This is a genomic window from Amycolatopsis sp. cmx-11-12 (genome assembly GCF_046269425.1).
Classification (GTDB): domain Bacteria; phylum Actinomycetota; class Actinomycetes; order Mycobacteriales; family Pseudonocardiaceae; genus Amycolatopsis.
The window spans coordinates 34559-53480 of sequence record NZ_JADNQM010000024.1 but is presented as its reverse complement, the minus strand read 5'-3'; the positions used below and the strand labels follow the sequence as shown (position 1 = coordinate 53480).

General features: G+C 66.8%; 19 protein-coding genes and 1 pseudogene. 13 read left to right on the top strand and 7 right to left on the bottom strand.

The window, feature by feature from the left end:
• Positions 1-7: 7 nt before the first annotated feature.
• Positions 8-358 carry a hypothetical protein gene (locus ACLARN_RS28470; protein ID WP_409494543.1) on the top strand — a complete coding sequence of 117 codons (351 nt, stop codon included), beginning with the start codon at positions 8-10 and terminating at the stop codon, positions 356-358.
• Positions 359-366: 8 nt separating this feature from the next.
• Positions 367-831: an HIT family protein gene (locus tag ACLARN_RS28465; protein WP_409494542.1), complete on the top strand. Its 465-nt coding sequence runs from the start codon at positions 367-369 to the stop codon at positions 829-831.
• A gap of 38 nt (positions 832-869) precedes the next feature.
• Here ACLARN_RS28465 and ACLARN_RS28460 read toward each other — a convergent pair whose 3' ends face one another.
• Together ACLARN_RS28460 and ACLARN_RS28455 are read right to left on the bottom strand one after the other, a co-directional pair.
• On the bottom strand, positions 870-1733 hold the full coding sequence (locus ACLARN_RS28460) for an alpha/beta hydrolase (protein ID WP_409494541.1): 864 nt from the start codon (positions 1731-1733) through the stop codon (positions 870-872).
• A 136-nt stretch (positions 1734-1869) separates the two neighbouring features.
• Complete coding sequence (locus tag ACLARN_RS28455; RefSeq protein WP_409494540.1) at positions 1870-2586, bottom strand: alpha/beta fold hydrolase; 717 nt, start codon at positions 2584-2586, stop codon at positions 1870-1872.
• A gap of 87 nt (positions 2587-2673) precedes the next feature.
• Between ACLARN_RS28455 and ACLARN_RS28450 the strand changes: the two genes are divergently transcribed.
• The 5 genes from ACLARN_RS28450 to ACLARN_RS28430 all read left to right on the top strand — a co-directional run bounded on the left by ACLARN_RS28450 (position 2674) and on the right by ACLARN_RS28430 (position 6461).
• Entirely contained in the window at positions 2674-3234 is a 561-nt protein-coding gene (locus ACLARN_RS28450; protein WP_409494539.1) for a TetR/AcrR family transcriptional regulator, read from the top strand.
• Positions 3231-3836 (top strand): transglutaminase-like domain-containing protein, encoded by a 606-nt coding sequence (locus ACLARN_RS28445; RefSeq protein WP_409494538.1) that lies wholly within the window; start codon positions 3231-3233, stop codon positions 3834-3836. The genes ACLARN_RS28450 and ACLARN_RS28445 overlap by 4 nt, the downstream gene beginning before the upstream one ends.
• A 149-nt stretch (positions 3837-3985) precedes the next feature.
• Entirely contained in the window at positions 3986-5032 is a 1047-nt protein-coding gene (locus ACLARN_RS28440; RefSeq protein WP_409494537.1) for a hypothetical protein, read from the top strand.
• 40 nt (positions 5033-5072) lie between these two features.
• Complete coding sequence (locus ACLARN_RS28435) at positions 5073-5711, top strand: hypothetical protein (RefSeq protein ID WP_409494536.1); 639 nt, start codon at positions 5073-5075, stop codon at positions 5709-5711.
• Between the two features lie 66 nt (positions 5712-5777).
• Entirely contained in the window at positions 5778-6461 is a 684-nt protein-coding gene (locus tag ACLARN_RS28430) for an HD domain-containing protein (protein WP_409494535.1), read from the top strand.
• Here ACLARN_RS28430 and ACLARN_RS28425 read toward each other — a convergent pair.
• A complete protein-coding gene (locus ACLARN_RS28425) occupies positions 6458-7108 on the bottom strand; it encodes a class II aldolase/adducin family protein (protein WP_409494534.1) in 651 nt (216 codons plus the stop codon). The genes ACLARN_RS28430 and ACLARN_RS28425 overlap by 4 nt on opposite strands.
• Before the next feature lie 70 nt (positions 7109-7178).
• On the bottom strand, positions 7179-8141 hold the full coding sequence (locus tag ACLARN_RS28420) for a hypothetical protein (protein ID WP_409494533.1): 963 nt from the start codon (positions 8139-8141) through the stop codon (positions 7179-7181).
• Positions 8142-8264: 123 nt separating this feature from the next.
• On the opposite strand from ACLARN_RS28420, the pseudogene ACLARN_RS28415 reads away from it, so the two are divergent.
• The 4 genes and pseudogenes from ACLARN_RS28415 to ACLARN_RS28400 all read left to right on the top strand — a co-directional run bounded on the left by ACLARN_RS28415 (position 8265) and on the right by ACLARN_RS28400 (position 13544).
• Positions 8265-9436 (top strand): annotated as a pseudogene (locus tag ACLARN_RS28415) (DUF445 family protein).
• A gap of 47 nt (positions 9437-9483) precedes the next feature.
• Entirely contained in the window at positions 9484-10710 is a 1227-nt protein-coding gene (locus ACLARN_RS28410; RefSeq protein WP_409494532.1) for a DUF445 domain-containing protein, read from the top strand.
• Between the two features lie 102 nt (positions 10711-10812).
• On the top strand, positions 10813-12036 hold the full coding sequence (locus tag ACLARN_RS28405) for a DUF445 domain-containing protein (RefSeq protein WP_409494531.1): 1224 nt from the start codon (positions 10813-10815) through the stop codon (positions 12034-12036).
• A 194-nt stretch (positions 12037-12230) separates the two neighbouring features.
• Entirely contained in the window at positions 12231-13544 is a 1314-nt protein-coding gene (locus tag ACLARN_RS28400; protein WP_409494530.1) for an alginate O-acetyltransferase AlgX-related protein, read from the top strand.
• Positions 13545-14290: 746 nt separating this feature from the next.
• Here the strand turns inward: ACLARN_RS28400 and ACLARN_RS28395 are convergent.
• Genes ACLARN_RS28395 through ACLARN_RS28385 form a run of 3 tightly spaced genes read right to left on the bottom strand, consistent with a single transcriptional unit; the run spans position 14291 to position 16942 of the window.
• On the bottom strand, positions 14291-15172 hold the full coding sequence (locus tag ACLARN_RS28395; protein WP_409494529.1) for a metal ABC transporter permease: 882 nt from the start codon (positions 15170-15172) through the stop codon (positions 14291-14293).
• 4 nt (positions 15173-15176) lie between these two features.
• Positions 15177-16010 (bottom strand): metal ABC transporter ATP-binding protein, encoded by an 834-nt coding sequence (locus ACLARN_RS28390; RefSeq protein ID WP_409494528.1) that lies wholly within the window; start codon positions 16008-16010, stop codon positions 15177-15179.
• The gene (locus ACLARN_RS28385) at positions 16010-16942 is read right to left on the bottom strand and encodes a metal ABC transporter solute-binding protein, Zn/Mn family (protein ID WP_409494527.1); all 933 of its coding nucleotides are present in this window, start codon (positions 16940-16942) and stop codon (positions 16010-16012) included. Before ACLARN_RS28385 ends, ACLARN_RS28390 begins: the two co-directional genes overlap by 1 nt.
• 200 nt (positions 16943-17142) lie before the next feature.
• Between ACLARN_RS28385 and ACLARN_RS28380 the strand changes: the two genes are divergently transcribed.
• A complete protein-coding gene (locus ACLARN_RS28380; RefSeq protein WP_409494526.1) occupies positions 17143-18243 on the top strand; it encodes a LacI family DNA-binding transcriptional regulator in 1101 nt (366 codons plus the stop codon).
• A 51-nt stretch (positions 18244-18294) separates the two neighbouring features.
• Entirely contained in the window at positions 18295-18786 is a 492-nt protein-coding gene (locus tag ACLARN_RS28375) for a beta-class carbonic anhydrase (RefSeq protein ID WP_409494525.1), read from the top strand.
• The last annotated feature ends 136 nt before the right edge of the window (positions 18787-18922 follow it).

Genomic DNA, 18922 nt, shown 5'->3' with positions numbered 1-18922 from the left:
ACCGAGAATGACCGACCTGGCCACGCAGCCTGGCGTGATCCCCTACGTCGACAACCACGACGGTCCGCGCCGGCTGCTCGTCGTCGACATACCTCCCTTCAGTGTCAACGCGGTGCGCCACTACGCGCCTTTCGCGAGCATCGACGGCAGGCAGTACGTGGTCTCGTGGGGCTCGGTCACGTTCGAGATACCCGCCGACCGGAACGTGCATGTCAGCGTGCATCTCCAGACCAACTACGCGACCGGCGTGACCTCGACCCCGTTCGCGTCGATCGTCCTGGCTCCACACCCCGGGCCGGTCCGGCTGGCGACCCAGTTCACGACCAACGCCGAAGGCTCACTCATGCCGGTCGGTTAGCTTGACTCATGACCGATGACTGGCAACGGGATCGGGTCGGGTCGGCGCTGCGCGGCGAGAACCCGACTGTGCTTCGACGACTGGGCGCGGGATTCGCGGTGATCGGCGACACCCAGTTCCTGCCGGGTTACTGCGTCCTGCTGACCGATACCCCCAACGTCGGCAGGCTGACCGACCTGCCGAAGACGCGGCGGCTGGAGTTCCTGGCGGAAATGGAGTTGCTCGGCGAAGCCGTCGAAAACGTCTGCGCGCAAAGGGATTCCGGCTTCCGCCGGGTGAACCTGGAGATCCTCGGCAACACGGATCCGTTCCTGCACGCGCATGTCTGGCCGCGGTACGACTGGGAACCGGCCGACAAGGTCGGACGGCCGGTCTGGCTCTACCCGGTGGAAAACTGGGCCTCTTCGCTGGGACCTCAGCACGACTCGCTCCGTTCCGAGCTGACCGCGGAGATCGACAGGCTGCGACCCTGAGCACCCCCGCCGCCGAAACCGGCGGCGAGGGCACTGGCTCAGACGAGACCGGTCAGCAGCTCGGCGAAGACCTGTGGCCTGCTGAAGTAGCCGACGTGCGACGAGGCCAGGGTGTGCACCTCGAACGGGTTGTGCGGAGTCAGCTCGTCGGCCTTGCGGATCATGTAGTCCTGGACGGCCGGGGTGATGCTGAGATCCGAGGTGAGCCGGACGTAGGTGTGCGGGACCCGCCCCCATCCGTCGGCCTGGACCAGCGCCCCCGGTTCGAGCACCGCGTAGCTCTCGTCCGGATCCAGGGAGTCCAGCAACAGCCGGAACTGATGGTCGGTGGAGTCGGCCATGATGGCTGCCTTCAACTCGGCGAACAACGCCGGGTCGCCGTGGGCGCTACGCCAGTTCAGCCGGACCACACCGGGTTCGTCCGCGTCCGGCACGGTGATCCGCGCCGCCAGGGCGTCCAGCAGGTTGTCGTCGACCACGTCCCACGGCTCGGTGAGCATGGCCGGGTCGCTGAGGCAGAGCGCGGAGAGGTAGACGACGCGGTCGAGCAGTTCCGGCGCGGCGTTGGCGACGGCACTGATCGTCAGCCCTCCGAGACTGTTGCCGACCAGGACGGCCTGCCCTGTTTCGGCGAGCCGTCGCAGGGTGTCCACCACGTGCTTCACGTTGTCCTGCAACGTGATTCCGCGCAGCGGGGAGGGAGCGGCCGCCAGTGCCGCGAGGTCCTGGGGTTGCCGGTAGTAGGCGGCCGGGCTGTCCGCGTGGTCGCCGTGACCTGGCAGGTCGACGGCGTGCGAGCGGTACCCGAGCAGAGCCAGTTCGTTCTGCAACGGGCCCCAGGCCCGCGCGTTACTGGAACCGCCGTGAACGAAGACGAAAATGGGGCGCGAATCTGCGCGCATGATGAAGATCCTTGTCATCCCTTGGCGAACGGTGGACGTGGACCTTGGCGTCGGCGAGGGCCGGCACCAGGGTCAGCGCGTCGACCGGAGGCGAAAGGCCTGCCAGGTGTGGATGACGGAACACATGGTGATCATCTTAGCGAGGGGCTCCGCCGGTCGCATCTGATTTAGTCGGCAGGCAGCGGGCCGCGTCGAGCACCAGCCGGGAGAACTCCTCGCCTCGCACCATCGGCAGGTAGTGCCCGGCCTCCGGCACGGTGATGAGCCGCCCGTCCGCGCACGCGGCGAGGAACCGGCGCTCGTGGCGGCGGAAGTGGTCGCGTGCACCGTTGATCAGCCAGGTCGGGCCGGGGTAGGTGGCGAGTTCCGCCAGCACGTCGAGGTCGGCGAAGGCCTTGGCCACGTCCGGGATCACTTCGGTCGCGATGCCACCGCTGATCACCGCCTCGGCGAGCTTCGGCGACAGGACGCTCCGGAACTGCCATCGGCTCAGCCGCTCACCCCGCTCCGGCAGCCGCATGAGCAAGCCGTGCGCGACGCGGAACGGCGTCTCCAGCGTCCGCCCTGGCAGAAAGGTCGAATCCGCGACGACGAGGCCGGCGACACGATCCGGATGCCTCGCGGCCGCGGCGATCGCGACGTATCCGCCCAGCGAATGCCCGACGACCAGCGCGGGCTCCTCGATGCCTTCGACAACCGCGTCCACCGCGCCGGTCAGGGTGAACCGCTCGCCTCGGCGGGTGCCGTGGCCGGGCAGATCGACTGCTCGCGCGGAAGCGCCTAAGTGTTCGAGCTGCTCGGCCCAGGCGGCACCGCTGAGCCGGATGCCGTGGACGAAGACGATGGGGACCATGGAATACCTCCTGAATGCAACGCACCGTTGCGTTGCAAAGTACTGGCGTTCGATGCGCAACGCAACGGTGCGTTGTATTGTCGCTCTGTGAGCACGCAGAACGGTCCGCGCAAGGCCGAGGCGATCTTCGCCGCCACCCTCGAACTGCTGGCCGAACACGGCTACGAGAAGCTCGCCATCGAGGCCGTCGCCGCCCGGTCCGGAGTCAACAAGACGACGCTGTACCGGTGGTGGCCGTCCAAGGACGCGCTCTTGGCCGCGGCGCTGCGCGAGTCAGGACTGTTCGCGCTCGACGTCCCGGACACCGGCAGCCTCCGCGGCGACCTTCTCGCCGTGGCGACGCAGATCCACCGGTTGCTGACCTCGGAACACACCGCGCCGGTCGTCACGGAGACGTTGACGGCGGGCCCTCGCCGCCCGGAACTCGGTGAGGTGTCGCGGAGTTTCTTCGCCGACCGTTTGGCACGCGAAGAGCCGATCTTCGACCGTGCCGCCACAAGGGGCGAACTACGATCCAGCGTCGACCCGGTCGTGGTGATGGATCTGCTCGCGGGGGCGATCTGGTTCCGGCTACTCCTGCGCGGCGGCGACTCCGGTCCGAAATTCCTCGAAGAAGCCGTCGACACCGTACTGAACGGAGCCTCGTGAAAATCACCTTGAAGATCGAATCCGAGCGGCTCGACGATTATCTGGTCGCCGACGCGGTCATCGATCACGATCATCCACTGATCCGCGAAACGGCTGACGCGCTGTCACCGACCGGCGGCACCGAAGTCGACGTGATTCGTTCGATGTTTCACTTCGTGCGCGACGAGATCGCCCATACGGTGGATGCCGCCGATTCCCGGGTCACTCTTATGGCCTCCGAGGTTCTGCGCGAGCGGGTCGGCCTCTGCTACGCGAAGGCCCACCTGCTGGCCGCTTTGCTTCGCAGTCAAGGTATCCCGGCCGGGTTCTGCTATCAGCGGATCGGCGTCCTGCACGGGCTCAACGGCGTGTATCTCGCCGGTTTGGACCGATGGATCCGGCTCGACCCGAGGGGTAACAAAAATGGCGCGGACGCCCACTTTCCTTTCATACGAGAGAGTTCACTGGAAGATGAGCGACTCGCGTGGACACTTGACCCCACCAGAGGCGAGATCGACTTCCCCACGGTGTACACCGCGCCGTCTTCGGCCGTTGTCGAAACACTGTCGTCCGCGAAGCCCGGCCCCGCTTGGTACGAAGGGATCCTTCCACACGCTCCGTGAGCGGTTTTTCCGCGTTTCGGCGAAACCTCGGCCGCGAATAAGGTATAGCCGTGCGTTACGTTCGCTGTTGGTATCTTTCCCCCGAATTTCTTATTTCGGCATTGTCACGAGGCGCGTAGAGTAACTCCCCGCACTCGAACAGATACGCAATGCGTTCGTCCGTTCGGGTGCGGATCAAGGAGGTGACCCCCGTGCCCGCGGACGCCGACCGGCTCCGCCGTACCCCACTGCAAGAGATCTTCTGGACCAGGACGAGCTTGTTGCTCACCGTACTGGTCGTCGTCGCGGGCCTCAGCCTGTGGATCTCCAGCATGATGGATCCCGGCGCCGGTAAAACCCTGCTCACTTCAGTGGGCACCGGCACCCTGATCTCCGCGGTGGTCGGCTTCGGCCAGACCCTGATCACCGCCGCCGCGTCACAGCGCGCGTTGGTGACCCCGGTGATCGAGGAAAGCCGACGCGCACTGGAAGCGCTGAGCGCCGAATACCGTTCGCTCAACAAGGAATTCTTTCCCACCCACGTGTTCGAGGCGACCGCCGATCCGGATCCGTTGTTCAACCGGGTCATGACCGAAGACCTCGACGTGGCCCGGCACTACTTCTTCCGAGGGTTCTCCGGCAGGCACGCCGCGGCCCGATTGCTGTTGTCCCGCACCGAAAGGGAGCTTCGCGTGGTCATCGCCGACCCGCGCGACGAGGGAGCCATCAGCGGCAGGGCGCGCTATCTCCTGCGCAGCGAAGAGGCGGGCATGGACTACGAGACGATCCAAGCGCGGCTCAACGACGAGATCAGCATCGGCCTGGTCGGGCTGTTCCTGGCCCGCAGCCGGTGCTCACTGGTGGACATCACCGTCGTCGCCGACCCGCCACTGGACCGGCTCGAGGTGTTCGACGAGAGCGTGTGGGTGACCTTGTACAGCGACATCCGCGGCGCGACCACGCTGTATCCGCGGACGCTGCGGTTCAGCGAAGGTTCCTTCCTGTACAACAAGGAACGCTCCGAGTTCCTGCGCGTGTCCCAATCCCGTTCCGGACGGCACTTCCGCATCTCCACCACGACGACGAGAGCGGATTTCCTCTCCCTGTACGAAAAGATCACCGGCTCTCCCCTATCCGAAGAGAACTTCCTCGAACTGGAAGGGAAGTTCCACACCTTCCGGAAGGAGTTCACCACACTCGCCGAGTTGAACCCCTGACCTCTCGGCGTCGCAAAGTACTAGAACTGAGGAGCTGAAGTTGCTCACTCGCTTGTCCCCCCTCACCCAGTTGTCCGCGCTGCTCCGCACGACGGACCTGCCGCTGGCGCAGCATTGGCAAGTCGTCGACGAGATCTTCCGGGACTGGACGTCGAGACCCGATCTGCGCACGGACCTCCGGCAGCACCTGGATTCGCTGAGCCCGGACGAGGCGAGCGCGGTACTCGGCCGATCCCGCGAGACGACCACCCATTTCGCCTGGTGCCTGCTCGACTCCCCGACGGATCCCTTTTCCATCTGGCTCCACGAGTACAAGGCACCGGAGGACTGGCGTGAGGGCTACGCCGATTCCGTGCACAACCACAGATATCACTTCTGCACCACGATCCTCCGTGGCCACTACGTCCACGAGCGTTATTCGACCCTGCGCGACCAGCTCTCCGGATTGATCACATCGGTTCGGTTACGACGTAGCGCGCTGTGTCAGGCCGGGTCGGTAGGCGTCATGTACGCGGACGAGTTCCATCGGATTCCCGAAGCCACCGAAGGGACTATGACGTTTTTGGTGAAATCACGCCCGGTAAGCGAGTTCAGTCTTTCCTATGACCCGAAGACCGGAATCGGGCATCGTCACGTTCCGGTGGAGGTCCGATTGGGGGACCTGGCCGGCCGCATCTAACTACACACCGCCGCCGAAGGCGCATACCATTACTCCGCCCGTCTGTAAACGGGATCGGAGAGGTGTATGCGCGCGCGAAAGAATACGATTCCTGCCCAGGCCATCGACGCCGTCGAGCATCGCGTCCGGCAACTGTGCTGGCGCTATGCGGACAAACTACAGTTCCACGGCTGGCACCACGTGAGTTTTGTCCGGGCCAAGGCCGCCGGGTTCGCCGAGCACAACGGTGCGGATCGCACCGTCGTGGAGGTGGCGGCGCTGGTGCACGACGTGAACTACATCGTGCTCCGGAACTCCCCCGCGGCCGCCGGACGAGACCTCCGGCTGGGCATCCTGCGGGAGTGCGGGGTCGGGGAAACCGTGGCCCGGTGGATCGACGAGATCATCGACGAGGCCGAGATGGCCACCCGCGGCCGGCACATCTCGCTGGAGGCCCAGGCGTTGAGCGACGCCGACACGCTGTTCAAGGCGCTGCCGGTGACGCCCGTCGTGCTCGCCCACCGCTATCTGCGGGAGAACGGGCTGAGTCTCCGCGAGCTGGCACACAAGATCGTCGGCGAGCAACGCGATGTCCACGACAGCGGCTATTACTTCTACAACCCCAAGGCCGCTGAGACCTACTCACGGTGGGCCCTGGCGAATCTTCAGCTGTGGCAGTGCATCAAGGAAGCCGTCGACGACCCCAACGTCGTCGAACTCCTCGACGCGGTGCACGCGGTGGATCTCGAAGCGGAGCCTGCGGCCTCCTAAAGCTGTCCGTAGCCGCGGAGTTTCTCCACGACGTGCTCGATCTCGGCGGGCGGGAGCAGGTTCGGCATTCCCGCCGCCCGCGCCGTCAGCCAGACCTGGCAGACCCATTCGAGCTGCTGCGCCCGGCTGTACGCGGAGGCGAGACTGTCGCCGAAGGTGATCGTGCCGTGGTTGGCCAACAGGCAGCCCCGGCGGCCTTCCAGCGCCTCCAGCATGGCTTTGGCGAGTTCCTCGGTGCCGTACGTCGCGTAGGACGCGACGCGGGCCGTCGGGCCGATCGCGGCGAGCATGTAGTGGATCGGCGGCACCTCGGCGACGAGGGTGGAGACGGCCGTGGCGTGCACGGAATGCGTGTGCACCACGGCGGAGACCGCCTTGCCGTCCGGATCCGCCGCCTCCCGGTAGACGGTGAGATGCATCGGGAGTTCGCTGGTCGGTTTGAGCGAACCGTCGACGATCTCGCCCTCGAGGTCGACCACGGGCACGTCTTCCGGCCGCAGCCCGGCGTAGTCGACCCCGGTCGGGGTCACCGCGACCAGCTCGCCCTGTCTCGCGGAGACGTTGCCGGACGTGCCGACCACCAGTCCGTCGGCGGTCATCCGGCGGGCGAATTCGCAGACCGACAAGCGCTCTGTGGCCAGGATCACCGTCACAACCTCCGCCGCACCAGAGGCTGGATCGACGACGAACTGTTCGCCGTCGTCCAGCGTTGAGAGATCAGGAAGGACGTGGGCCGTTGGTCTTGGTAGGAGCCGTCTTGTTGGGTGCTTCAGCCGCCTTGGACGCGGCAGTGGCCTCGGGGGCGGGAGCCAGCAGCTTGATGGCCTCCTGGACGGCGACGTCCGTGGCGGAAAGCCGTTCGGCGACCTTCGACCGGAGTTCCAGCGCGAGCTTCCGGGCCTGCTGAGCCTCGGTCTGCTGGGTCTTCGCGTCGGCGAGAGCCTCCGCGACCTGCTCCTGCTTCGCGGCGATGTCCTCCGCCGAAGACTTCTCCGACTTGGCGATCTTCTCCGCCGAAAGCCGCTCGGCTTCGGAGCGCTTGTTCGCCGAGACTCGGTCGGCTTCCGCGATCTTGTCCGCAGAGGCCTTCTCCGCCTCCGCACGACGAGCCGCCGAAGCCTCCTCGGCCTTCTTGTCCGCGGCAGCGCGAGTCCGGACGCTCTCCATGTCCAGTTCCTTGCGCTTCTGCGCCGCCTCGGAGTTCAGCCGCTCGATCTCGGCCTTGGCGTCCGCGAGCAGTTTCTCGCGTTCGGCCTGCGCGTCCTTGGCCGCCTTGTCGCTCGCGCGCTGCGTCTCGTGGGCGTACCTGTCCGCTTCGGTGCGGGTCGACTTGGCGTCGGCTTCCGCGGCCGCTTTGAGGTCGGCGATCTCCTCCTCGGCGAGCTGCATCATCATGCGGACGCGTTCGGCCATCGCGCCGGCGCCGGACGGGCTCGCGCTCATCCGCACGAGGGCGGCCTTGGTCTCGTCGAGTTCCTTCTGGGCGTGGCCGAGCGCCTTGGTGAGTTCACCGGCGGTCGCCACGGCCTCGTCGCGGTTGCGCGAGGTCTGCTTGAGTTCGGTCGACAGTTCGGCGAGCCGCTCGTCGACCTGACGCTTGTCGTATCCGCGGACGGCGCCCGCGAACTGGGGCGATTTCGCTGAGGGCGCCTGAGGCGCCGTCTTCTCAGGAGCGACCATGGCGGACACCTTAATGAGCTTGGGCCCGTCAGGTAGTACCGCCAAACGGCTGCACTCGGCGTACGACCGGTCGATCACATGGCATCCTGCATCGTTGACAGGCCGTAAGCAGGGGAGGCCCGGTTGGACATCTCGGCGATCCTGGACGACATCAGGGAGCACTGGCACGTCTACGCCACGATGCCCTTCATCGCCGCGCTCATCGGCTACATCACGAAACGTGTCGCCATCGAGATGATGTTCCGTCCGCTGGAGTTCGTCGGGATCAAACCCTTCCTCGGCTGGCAGGGAGTCATCCCGGCCAACTCTCGCCGGATGGCGACCACCGCCGTCGACCTGCTAACCAAGAACCTCGTCGATCCGCAGGAGATCTTCTCCCGGCTCGATCCCGACGAGGTCGTCAAGGAACTGGAAGAGCCGCTCCTCAAGGCCGTCGAGGACGTCACCCGCGAGGTGATGGAGCAGTACCAGCCCAGACTGTGGGAACTGCTCCCGACGCGGGCGCAGCGGATGCTGGTCGACCAGGTGCGGGCGCAAGCACCGAAGGTCGTCGCGCGGCTGATGCGCGAGGTGTCGACGAACATCGACGAGGTCCTCGACGTCAACGAGATGCTGATCAACGCGATGGTCCGGGACAAATCGCTGACCTGCCGCCTGATCAAGGAGGTCGCGACCCCGGAACTCCGCTTCATCGCCCGGTCCGGGATCTGGTTCGGCTTCATCATCGGCCTGGTCCAGTTCGTCGCGTGGGCGCTGACGAAGCAGCCGCTGATCATGCCGATCTTCGGTTTCGTCACGGGGTTCGTCACGGACTGGCTGGCCCTGAAGATGATCTTCTACCCGCGTGAGCCTCCCGCGACTACGGCGCGTTGATCGCGGACGAGGTCCTCACCGTGCGGAACGTGATGGAGGCCGTGCTCACCGGCCCGAAGTCGGACAAGCTGTTCTCGATGATCAGCCGTGAGGTCCGGCGGACCATCGACGCGCAGGCGAGTATCGCGAAACCGTTGGTGGCACTGACCGTCGGCGGCAAGCAGTATCAGGATATGAAGGTGGCCGCGGCGGAGAAGGCGATCGCGTATCTCCCCGAAACGGTGAAACACGTGGAGAGCTACGCCACTGACGCGCTCGACGTCCGCAACACGATCGTCGTGAAGATGCAGCAACTGACCCCGCTCGAGTTCGAAGGGATCCTGCGACCCGCCTTCCAGCAGGACGAATGGAAGCTGATCGCGGTCGGCGCGGTGATCGGCGGGCTCGTGGGTGAACTTCAGGTCCTGCTACTCCTCCATTGAGGACAGGCGACTAGGTTCCCTCTAGCAAGACGCGGGAGGGGCTTCAAGTGGACGCCGTCATCGCCGATCTCGGCGAGCACTGGCCGGTGTACGTCAGCATGCCGTTCATCGCGGCGCTGATCGGCTACGTCACCAAACGCGTCGCCATCGAGATGATGTTCAAGCCGGTGGAATTCGTCGGCGTCAAACCGTTCCTCGGCTGGCAGGGTGTGCTGCCGGCGAACGCCGAGCGGATGGCGGCCACCGCCACCGAGATGCTGACGAACAACCTCGTCGACCCGAAGGAGATCTTCGCCAGGCTCGACCCGGCGCAGGTGGCGAAGGAGATCGAGCAGCCGCTGCTGCGGGTCGTCGAGGACGTCACGCGCGAGGTGATGGAGCAGTACCAGCCGCGGCTGTGGGAAGTGCTGCCGAACACCGCGCAGCAGATGCTCCTCAAACGCGTGCAGGCCGAGGCGCCACGCGCGATCACGAAGATCATGGGCGAGATCGCGGAGAACATCGAGGACGTCCTCGACCTCAAACACATGGTCGTGACGAACCTGGTGCGCGACAAGGCCTTGCTGAACCGGCTGATCCGCGACATCTCGCGGCCGGAGATGCGGTTCATCGCGCGGTCGGGGATCGTGTTCGGCTTCTCCCTCGGCTGCGTGCAACTGCTCGTGTGGGCACTGACGAAGTCGCCGGTCGTGCTGCCGCTGTTCGGTATCGGCATCGGCTGGTTCACCGACTGGATCGCGCTGAAGATGATCTTCCTGCCGCGCGAGCCGAAACGGTTCTTCGGCTTCTACACCTGGCAAGGCGTGTTCCAGAAACGCAAGGACCAGGTGGCCGCGGACTACGGCGACATGATCGCGCGCGAGATCATCACCATCCCGAACCTGCTCGAAGCCGTGTTGAGCGGGCCGAAGTCGGACAAGCTGTTCACGATGATCACCCGCGAGGTGCAGCGGACCATCGACGCGCAGGCCAGCGTCGTGAAGCCGTTCGTCGCGATGGCCGTCGGGAGCCGGAAGTTCCAGGAGATGAAGCAGACGGCGGCGGCGAAGGCGGCGGCTCGGATCCCGGAGACGATCCGGCACGCCGAGGGTTACGCCGTCAACGCGCTCGACGTCCGGAACACCATTGTGGACAGAATGCGGCAGCTCAACCCGCTGGAATTCGAGCAGTTGCTGCGCCCGGCGTTCCGGCAGGACGAGTGGAAGCTCATCGCCGTCGGCGCCGTCATCGGCGGCCTTGTCGGTGAACTTCAGGTACTTCTGCTGCTTCACTGACCCGCCACTGCCCCTCCGCCACCTCAACGGAGACGCTGCGCGCCGCTAGCCCTGACTTCGCGATACCGTTTCCCATCTTCGGAGAACAAGCGAGGAGGTCCCATGGACGCCGTCCTCGACGACCTCGCCCGGCACTGGTGGCTGTACGCCGCGATCCCGTTCATCGCCGCGCTGATCGGCTACGTCACCAAACGCGTCGCCATCGAGATGATGTTCAAGCCGCTGGAATTCGTCGGGATCAAGCCGTTCCTCGGCTGGCAGGGTGTGGTGCCCAAGCACGGCGGGCGGATGGCCGCCGTCGCGACCGAGCTGCTGACGTCGAACCTGTTGGACGTCAAGGAGGTCTTCCGCCGGATCGACCCGGCGATCATCACGCGCGAAATCGAGCAGCCGCTGCTGCGGGCCGTGGACGAGGTCGCCCGCGAAGTGCTGGAGCAGCACCATCCCAGGCTCTGGGAGGTCATGCCGACGATGGCACAGGAACTGCTGATCAAGCAGGTCCAGGCGTCGACGCCGCGGCTGGTGCGCGAGTTCATGGCGGAGATGACCGAGAACCTCGACGAGGTGCTCGACTTCCAGCATATGACCGTGCAGCGGCTGACCAGGGACAAGAAGCTGCTCGTCCGGCTGATCCGCGAAACGTCGCGGCCGGAGATGGCGTTCATCGCGCGCACGGGGATCTACTTCGGTTTCGGGCTCGGTGTCGTGCAGGCGTTCGTCTGGGCGGTGACGAAGGAACCGTGGGTGCTGCCGATCTTCGGCGGGTGCATCGGGCTGTTCACCGACTGGCTGGCGATCAAGCTGATCTTCGTGCCGCGCGAGCCGGTGCGGGTCGGCCGGGTGATCCTGCAAGGCAAGTTCCAGCGGCGGCGGGCCGAGGTCGCGCATCAGTACGGCGAGATGATCGCGAACGAGATCCTGACCGTGCCGAACCTGCTCGACGCCGTCCTGCGCGGGCCGCGGTCGGACCGGCTGTACGCGCTGGTCGAACGGCTGGTGGCGCAGGCCGTCGACGAGCAGGCGAGCGTCGCGAAACCGATGGTCGCGATGGCCGTCGGCGGGGCGCGGCTGCGCGAGATCAAACAGGCGGCCGCGCGGAAGGCCCTGGAACACCTGCCGCCGACGATCCGCCATGCCGAGGGCTACCTGACCGAGGCGATGGACGTCGCGAAGATCGTCGAGCGGCGGATGCTCGGGCTGACGCCGCTGGAGTTCGAGGGGCTGCTGCGGCCGGCGTTCCGGCAGGACGAGTGGAAGCTCATCGCCGTCGGCGGGGCCATCGGATTCCTGGTCGGTGAGCTGCAAGTCCTGCTCATGCTCCACTGACCCCGGATCGCGTTTAGCCCGCTAAACGCGCTCCTGGGCCGGGGCGTCGCGGCCCGGCGCACTTGCGTTTAGCGGGCTAATCGCGATCCGGGGCAGGGCTGGGGCCGAGCGTGGCCAGATCGCGTTTAGCGGGCTAAACGCGCTTTGGGGGCGGTTCTCACGTGCGGGAGACACGGGGTGATTACGGTGGAGGGGTGGCGTCCGAATCCCAGCAACTGCCAGCCGTCCACGAGGCGTGGCTTCCGCGTGAGCACGCGCTGCACCGTCCCCGCCACGGCGGCAGGCAGCTGACCGCGCTGATCAGCGCGCTCCTGTTCTTCACCACCCCGGCCCTGCTGTGGGTCTTCGGCGTGCGGCCGGGAGAGATCGAGAACCACAAGCTCGCGAGCTTCCCCGGTCTCGACAAGGGCTGGGGTTTCTTCACCGACCTGCCGACCTGGGCCATCGACCAGCTGTCGTTCCGGCCGGGCGCGATCGCCGCCGCCGACGCGATCAGCCGCGGCGTCTTCGGCGAGGGTGCCCCGCTCGACCAGCCGCCACCGCAGCAGCAGGCGGGCCCGATCCCCGCCCCGCCGGCGCCGACGCAGTCCAAGACCGCGCCCACCCAGGGGCCGACGCCGAACGCCGCGTCCGGTTATCGCCGCGTCGTCCAGGGCCGCGACGGCTGGCTGTACTACGGCTACGACGCCGACGCGAAATGCGATCCGTCCCGGCCGCTGCCCGAGACCATCTCCAAGATCAACGAGCTGCGGCGCGCTGTCGAGCAGTCCGGGAGGCGGTTCGAATTCGTCGTCGCGCCGGACAAGTCGACGATGGTCCCGCAGTTCCTGCCCGACACCTATCCCGGCAAGGACTGCTCGCGTTCGGCCGAGGCGACCACCTGGCACCGGATGCTCAAGGACGCCCGCGCGATCGACCTGCGGCCCGAGCTGCGCGCGTCCGAAGGCCGGGTGCAGCGGCCGATCTACCCGCCGAACGACACCCACTGGGCCGACGAAGGCGCACTGGTGATGACGCGCGCCATCGCGAACGCGATCAAACCGGGCGTCACGCAAACCTGGATGAGCGTGCCCATGGGCCAGTACGACGCGACCGCCGACCTGCCGCCGCTGATCAGCAAACAGGGCACGAAGACGAACACGCTCTACAGCCTCCGCCCGGACGGCCTGGTCGAGCGCGCGGGCGAGACCAACGGCGACATCGACCGGCCGGTGTACCGCACCGCGAGTCCGCTGGTCGGGACCGTCGACGAGAAGGTCCTGATCTACGGCGACTCGTTCACGAAGGCGTCTTCGCGGTATCTGTCGGGCGCGTTCACGAACCTGACGATGCTGGCGCACTTCACCCAGAAGACGTCACAGGCCGAGGCGGTCGACGCTTTCGTGAACGCGAACGTCGTGGTCCTCGAAGCCGTGGAGCGCAGCGTGGCCGGGGGTCAGCTGGCGTTCATCGACCCTGGTTTCCTCGCAGCGGTCAAGAAGGCGCTCGCCGAACACCCGATCCGCTAGCTCAAGGCGGGCTGCGGCGTCCAGCGGGAACCGAACCTGGATCAAACCCCGCACTCACGTGCTCAGAGGCGGATCTCGCGTGTTTGGAGACCGCACACGCGAGTTACGGCTCTGAGCACGTGAGTGCGGCGAACGGGGTCACCGTGGTTGCCCGCGTACTTACGACACGAACCTCGGACCCGATCCGCTAGTGTCGCGCCTGAAATTCGCACCGCAAATTGATGCTGGAACCCGGTCACCCATCGCTGAATGAACCCCACCTGCTGAATCGTTGCTCCTGAGGTTGGCGGGATTATTTACCACTCACGATCCGCTCGCCCGAACGGCCGCCGCCGCTCGCAGTCCCGTCAGGACCCGAATTCGCCAACAACGCCAGACCTGATGCGTCGCGAAAGCCACTTTCGGGACGTCAGATGTCGCGAAAGTGGCTTTCGCGACACGTGCTGGGCGGCTGGGCACGCAGTACACCGAACAGCGTGACACAACACCGGAATCTGAGCACGAACTCAAGCCGCGAACTAACGAATCGCCACACTAGTGCCCCGCGCCGGAGGTTCGTGCGTCCAGCGGGAATCTGGATCAAACCCGGCACTCGCGTGCTCAGAGCCGTATCTCGCGTGCTTGGAGACCGCACACGCGAGATCCGCCTTCAAGCACGCGAGCCACGTCTCCGAGCACGCGAGTTCGGCGAACGGGGTCACCGTGCTAGCCCGCGCACTTACGACACGAACTTCGGACTCAGGACACTAGCTCAAGGCGGGCTGCGGCGTCGCCGTCGGTTCGACGCGGACGCGCGAGGAGCGGCCGCGCAGCCAAGCGATGAGGCGGCAGACCAGGTAGATCACGAACGAGATCGTCGTGACGAACGCGCTCACCGGCTTCCCCGGCGCGAGCGAAAGGATGATCCCGCCGAGCGCCGCGATCTCCGCGAACACGATCGACAGCACGGTCGCCTTCCACGGGCTCGCCGTGACCCGCGCGGCCGCGGCGGCCGGGGTCACCATCAGGGAGACCACGAGCAGCGCGCCGACGATCTGCACGCCGAGCGCGCTCGAAATCCCGACCAGCACCGCGAAGATCAGCGACAGCAGCCGCACCGGCACACCGCGCGCCGTCGCGACCGCGGGATCGACCGTGGCGAACAGCAACGGCCGGTAGATCACCGCGAGCACCACCAGCACGACGACCGACGCGCCGACGAGCAGGTTCAAGTTGGTCGAGTCGATGGTGATGATCTGCCCGACGAGGATGCCGAACTTGTTGGCGCTGCGGCCTTCGTAGAACGAGAGCAGCAGGACGCCCATGCCGAGCCCGAAGGCGAGGATCACGCCGATCACCGAGTCGCGTTCGGACTCGCGGCCGCCGAGGATCCCGATCAGCAGGGCGGCGATGACCGCGCCCGCGAGGCCGCCGAGTTCGACGCCGACGCCGAGCAGCAGCGCGCCCGCCGCGCCGGTGAAGGCCAGTTCGGCGGTGCCGTGCACGGCGAACGACATCCGCCGCATGACGACCAGCGGGCCGAGCACACCCGCCACCAGCCCGAGGACGGCCGCCGCGAGCAGCGCCGTCTGCACGAAGTCGAGACCGAGAAGCTCGCCAGTGAGGGCGAAGTCGAACATCTTGTCCACGGCGCTACGAAACCTGTTCGTCGAAATGGTGGGGTTCGTCCTCGCACAGCGCGCTCTGCGCCCCGGCGACGTGGATCTGCCCGCCGACCTTGAGCACCTCGATCCGCGTGCCGTACAGCTCGGACAACGTCTCCGAGTTCATCACCTCGTCCGGCTTCCCGACCCGGAACTGGCCGTTCACCAGATACAGCACCCTGTCCACATAGGACAGGATCGGGTTGATCTCGTGGGTGACGAACAGGACGGCGGTGTCCGCCGAACGCCGCCGCTCGTCGATCAGCTCGGACACGGCACGCTGATGCGCGAGGTCGAGCGAAAGCAGCGGCTCGTCGCACAGCAGGACTTCGGGGTCGCCGACGAGCGACTGCGCGACGCGGAGCCGCTGCTGCTCACCGCCGGAAAGCCGCCCCACCGGCCGTTTCGCGTACGCCTGGGCGCCGACGGACTCGATCGCCCGCGACACCAGCTGGCGTCGTTTCGAAATCCCGAAGAGCCCCGTCCCCCACCGGTGCCCGTCCAGGCCGAGGCCGACCAGGTCCACCCCGCGCATCGTCAGCCCCTCGTCGAGGGCGCGCTGCTGCGGGATGTAGCCGATCCGCCGGTTCTGCCCACCGGGACGCCGCCCCGCGATCTCGACCGTGCCCTCGGGCAGCCCCTGCTGACCGAGCAGCACCTTGAGCAGGCTGCTCTTCCCGGAGCCGTTCGGCCCGAGGATCGCGAGGAACTCGCCGGGCTCGACGTCGAGGTCGAGCCCGGACCAGAGGGTCCTGGTGCCGAACGCGAGGCTCGCCCCGCGGACACGGACCGCGGGACGCGCCTCGGCAGGTACGGAGGTCACTACTTCAGTGCTCCCGCCAGCGCTTCCACCGACTTGGTCATCCATGCAATGTAGTCGGTCACACCCTGGGGAAGTGTTTCGGTGACGTCGACGACCGCGATCCCGGCGCTCTTGGCGTCGCCGACGACCTGCTGGGTGACCGGGGTGGTGGTCTGCGCGTTGTTGATCAGTGCCTTGACCTGCTTGCCGGAGATCAGCTGCTTGACCTGGTTGAGCGCGGCGGCGGGCACGTCCTGCTCCGCTTCCACGGCCTCGGCGAAGGCGGGCGGGGTCGCGTCAGTGACCTTCGCGCTGTCGAGCAGGTAGTGCGCGACGGGCTCGGTCGCGACGACCTTGCCGCCCGAGGCGCCCAGCCCGGTGACCTTCTTCAGCAGTTCCTGGGTCTTGCCCTTGAACGCGGTCGCGTTGGCGGTGAAGGTGTCCTTCGACGCGGGCTGGATCTCGCCGAGCTTCGCGGCGACCTGGTCGGCGATCTTCTCGACGCCGGGCAGGCTGTACCAGACGTGCTCGTTCTCGTTGCCGGTCGCGGCGATGTCGACGGCGACCAGCTTCTGCGCGTCGGTGGCCTGGTCCGCGAGCTTCGAGAAGAACTCGTCGTAGCCGCCGCCGTTGGACAGCGTCAGCTTCGCGTTCTTCGCGGCGATGGCGTCGCTCGCGGTGGTCTCGTAGGAGTGCGGGTCGCCCGAGGGGTCGTGGATGATCGAGGTGACCTCGACCTTGTCGCCGCCGACGGCGGTCACGACACTGCCCCAGACGTCGGTCGAGGCGACGACCTTGATCTTCTCGCCGCCGCCCGGGTTCGCGGCGGCCGCGTTCTGCGAACCGGAGCCTGTCGACGCCTTGTCACTGGACGCGCAAGCCGTCGCGCCGAGCGCGAGGACGGCAAAGGCCGACACGGCCGCGAAAACACTCTTAGTACGGCGGGAATTCATTTACTGCACTCCTGCGGATGCCCAGGCCAGGTGTCCCAGATGCCGGGTAATGGAAACCGTTGTCAGATTCAACTGTACCCCATCCGGCTGACGACGCCCGCCATCCAGGCGAGAGCTGTACCCAGGGTCACTCTGAATCGAGACCTGCCACACGTCGGGTGATGCTTCTGCAAAACGTTCTGAACCGTTACGGTTTGCGGATGGGCCGTCCTATCCGCACCAGGAGGCAGGCGACACTGGCGTCGTTGGCCGCAGAGCTCGGTGTGTCGAGGACCACCGTCTCCAACGCCTACAACCGACCGGACCAGCTGTCCCCTGAGTTGCGCCGACGCGTCCTCGAGACCGCGCGCCGCCTCGGCTACCCGGGCCCGGACCCGGTGGCCCGTTCACTGCGGACGCGCAAGGCCGGAGCTGTCGGTCTTTTACTCACCGAGAACCTCTCCTACGCCTTCCGCGACCCCGCCGCCATCGGCGTGCTCGAAGGGCTCGCACTGGCCTGCGAAGACGCGGGCGTCGGCCTGCACCTGGTCCCGGCGAGCCCTGGCAACGAGGACGTCGCGGCCGTGCACCGCGCCGGTGTCGACGGTTTCGTCGTCTATTCGGTGCCCGACGACGACCCGCATCTGGGCGCCGTACTGGAGCGCCCGGTGCCGACGGTGATCGTCGACCAGCCGCGCGTGGACGGCGTCGACCGGGTCGGCCCGGACGACGCGGCCGCGGTCACCGCGATGGCCGAACACCTCATCTCGCTGGGTCACCGGCAGATCGGCGTGCTGTGCATGCGGCTGGCCCGCGAGCGCAACGACGACTTCGTCTCCATCCAGCGGCAGAGCGCCGCGCACTTCCACGTCCAGCGGATCCGGCTCGAGGCGCTGGCCACCGCGTTCTCGGCGGCGGGCGTCGACTGGGCGACGGTGCCGGTGGTCGAACGCTTCGATCACACCGTGGACGACGGCGCGTCGGCCGCACGTCAGCTGCTCGACGCGTATCCGCAGGTCACCGCCGTGATCTGCACTTCGGACATCCTCGCGCTCGGTGCGCTGGCCGAAGCGGAACGCCGGGGGCTGCGGGTGCCGCAGGATCTGACGGTCACCGGTTTCGACGGCATCACCGAAGCCGAACGCTCCGGACTCACCACGGTCCACCAGCCGGTGCTCGAGAAGGGCAAGGCGGCGGGCAAGCTGCTGCTCAGCTCGGCCGACCGGGTCGGGCCGAAGGTGATCACCCTGCAGACGGAATTGCGGGTCGGCCGCACGTCGGCGCCACCACGAACGGCCGAAGAACGCTGGTTCGGGCCGTGATCTACGCCCGCACGCGTTGCCTCCACCCGGCGTGTCGGTTCCAATGAGTACGTGACCTCCATCGACGTACTGCTCAAGCGAAATCAGGAGCTGGGCGATGTCACTCCTGGTGACCGCTCCTCCCCGAGGCCATCGCTCCACGTAACGATTCTGACCTGCATGGACGCCCGTATCCGGGTGTTCGAGATCTTCGGCCTGCTGCAAGGCGAGTCTCACGTCCTGCGCAACGCCGGCGGCGTCGTCACCGACGACATGATCCGTTCGCTCGCGCTGAGCCAGCGAAAACTGGGCACGCGCGAGGTGCTGATCGTCCAGCACACCGACTGCGGCCTGTCCATGGTCACCGAAGACGACTTCAAGGACGAACTCGAAGCAGCCAGTGGACTGCGCCCGACCTGGTCGGTCGAGGCGTTCCGCGAGGTCGAGGACAGCGTGCGGCGCTCGGTGCAGCGAGTGCGGCGCAGCGACTTCCTGCCGCACACCGACAACGTGCGCGGCTTCGTCTACGACGTCAAAACGGGGCAGCTGTCTGAGGTCGCGTAGGTGCTGAAGGGGACTTTCCCCGCTCCATCCATGCCCCCGCCACCACCCTCAACGGAGGCGCTCCGCGCCCAGCCTGAATTCCTGCGGGTAAAGCGCCCTTCGCCGCGTGAGACGCGGGGAAAGTCCCCTTCAGCTC

Excerpts from the sequence above, each read along its gene's own strand:
- ACLARN_RS28405 (WP_409494531.1), top strand. The coding sequence starts at position 10,813 with ATGGACGCCGTCCTCGACGACCTCGCCCGGCACTGGTGGCTGTACGCC.
- ACLARN_RS28470 (WP_409494543.1), top strand. The coding sequence starts at position 8 with ATGACCGACCTGGCCACGCAGCCTGGCGTGATCCCCTACGTCGACAAC.
- ACLARN_RS28380 (WP_409494526.1), top strand. The coding sequence starts at position 17,143 with ATGGGCCGTCCTATCCGCACCAGGAGGCAGGCGACACTGGCGTCGTTG.
- ACLARN_RS28440 (WP_409494537.1), top strand. The coding sequence starts at position 3,986 with ATGCGTTCGTCCGTTCGGGTGCGGATCAAGGAGGTGACCCCCGTGCCC.
- ACLARN_RS28465 (WP_409494542.1), top strand. The coding sequence starts at position 367 with ATGACCGATGACTGGCAACGGGATCGGGTCGGGTCGGCGCTGCGCGGC.
- ACLARN_RS28455 (WP_409494540.1), bottom strand. The coding sequence starts at position 2,586 with ATGGTCCCCATCGTCTTCGTCCACGGCATCCGGCTCAGCGGTGCCGCC.
- ACLARN_RS28385 (WP_409494527.1), bottom strand. The coding sequence starts at position 16,942 with ATGAATTCCCGCCGTACTAAGAGTGTTTTCGCGGCCGTGTCGGCCTTT.
- ACLARN_RS28420 (WP_409494533.1), bottom strand. The coding sequence starts at position 8,141 with ATGGTCGCTCCTGAGAAGACGGCGCCTCAGGCGCCCTCAGCGAAATCG.
- ACLARN_RS28460 (WP_409494541.1), bottom strand. The coding sequence starts at position 1,733 with ATGCGCGCAGATTCGCGCCCCATTTTCGTCTTCGTTCACGGCGGTTCC.
- ACLARN_RS28430 (WP_409494535.1), top strand. The coding sequence starts at position 5,778 with ATGCGCGCGCGAAAGAATACGATTCCTGCCCAGGCCATCGACGCCGTC.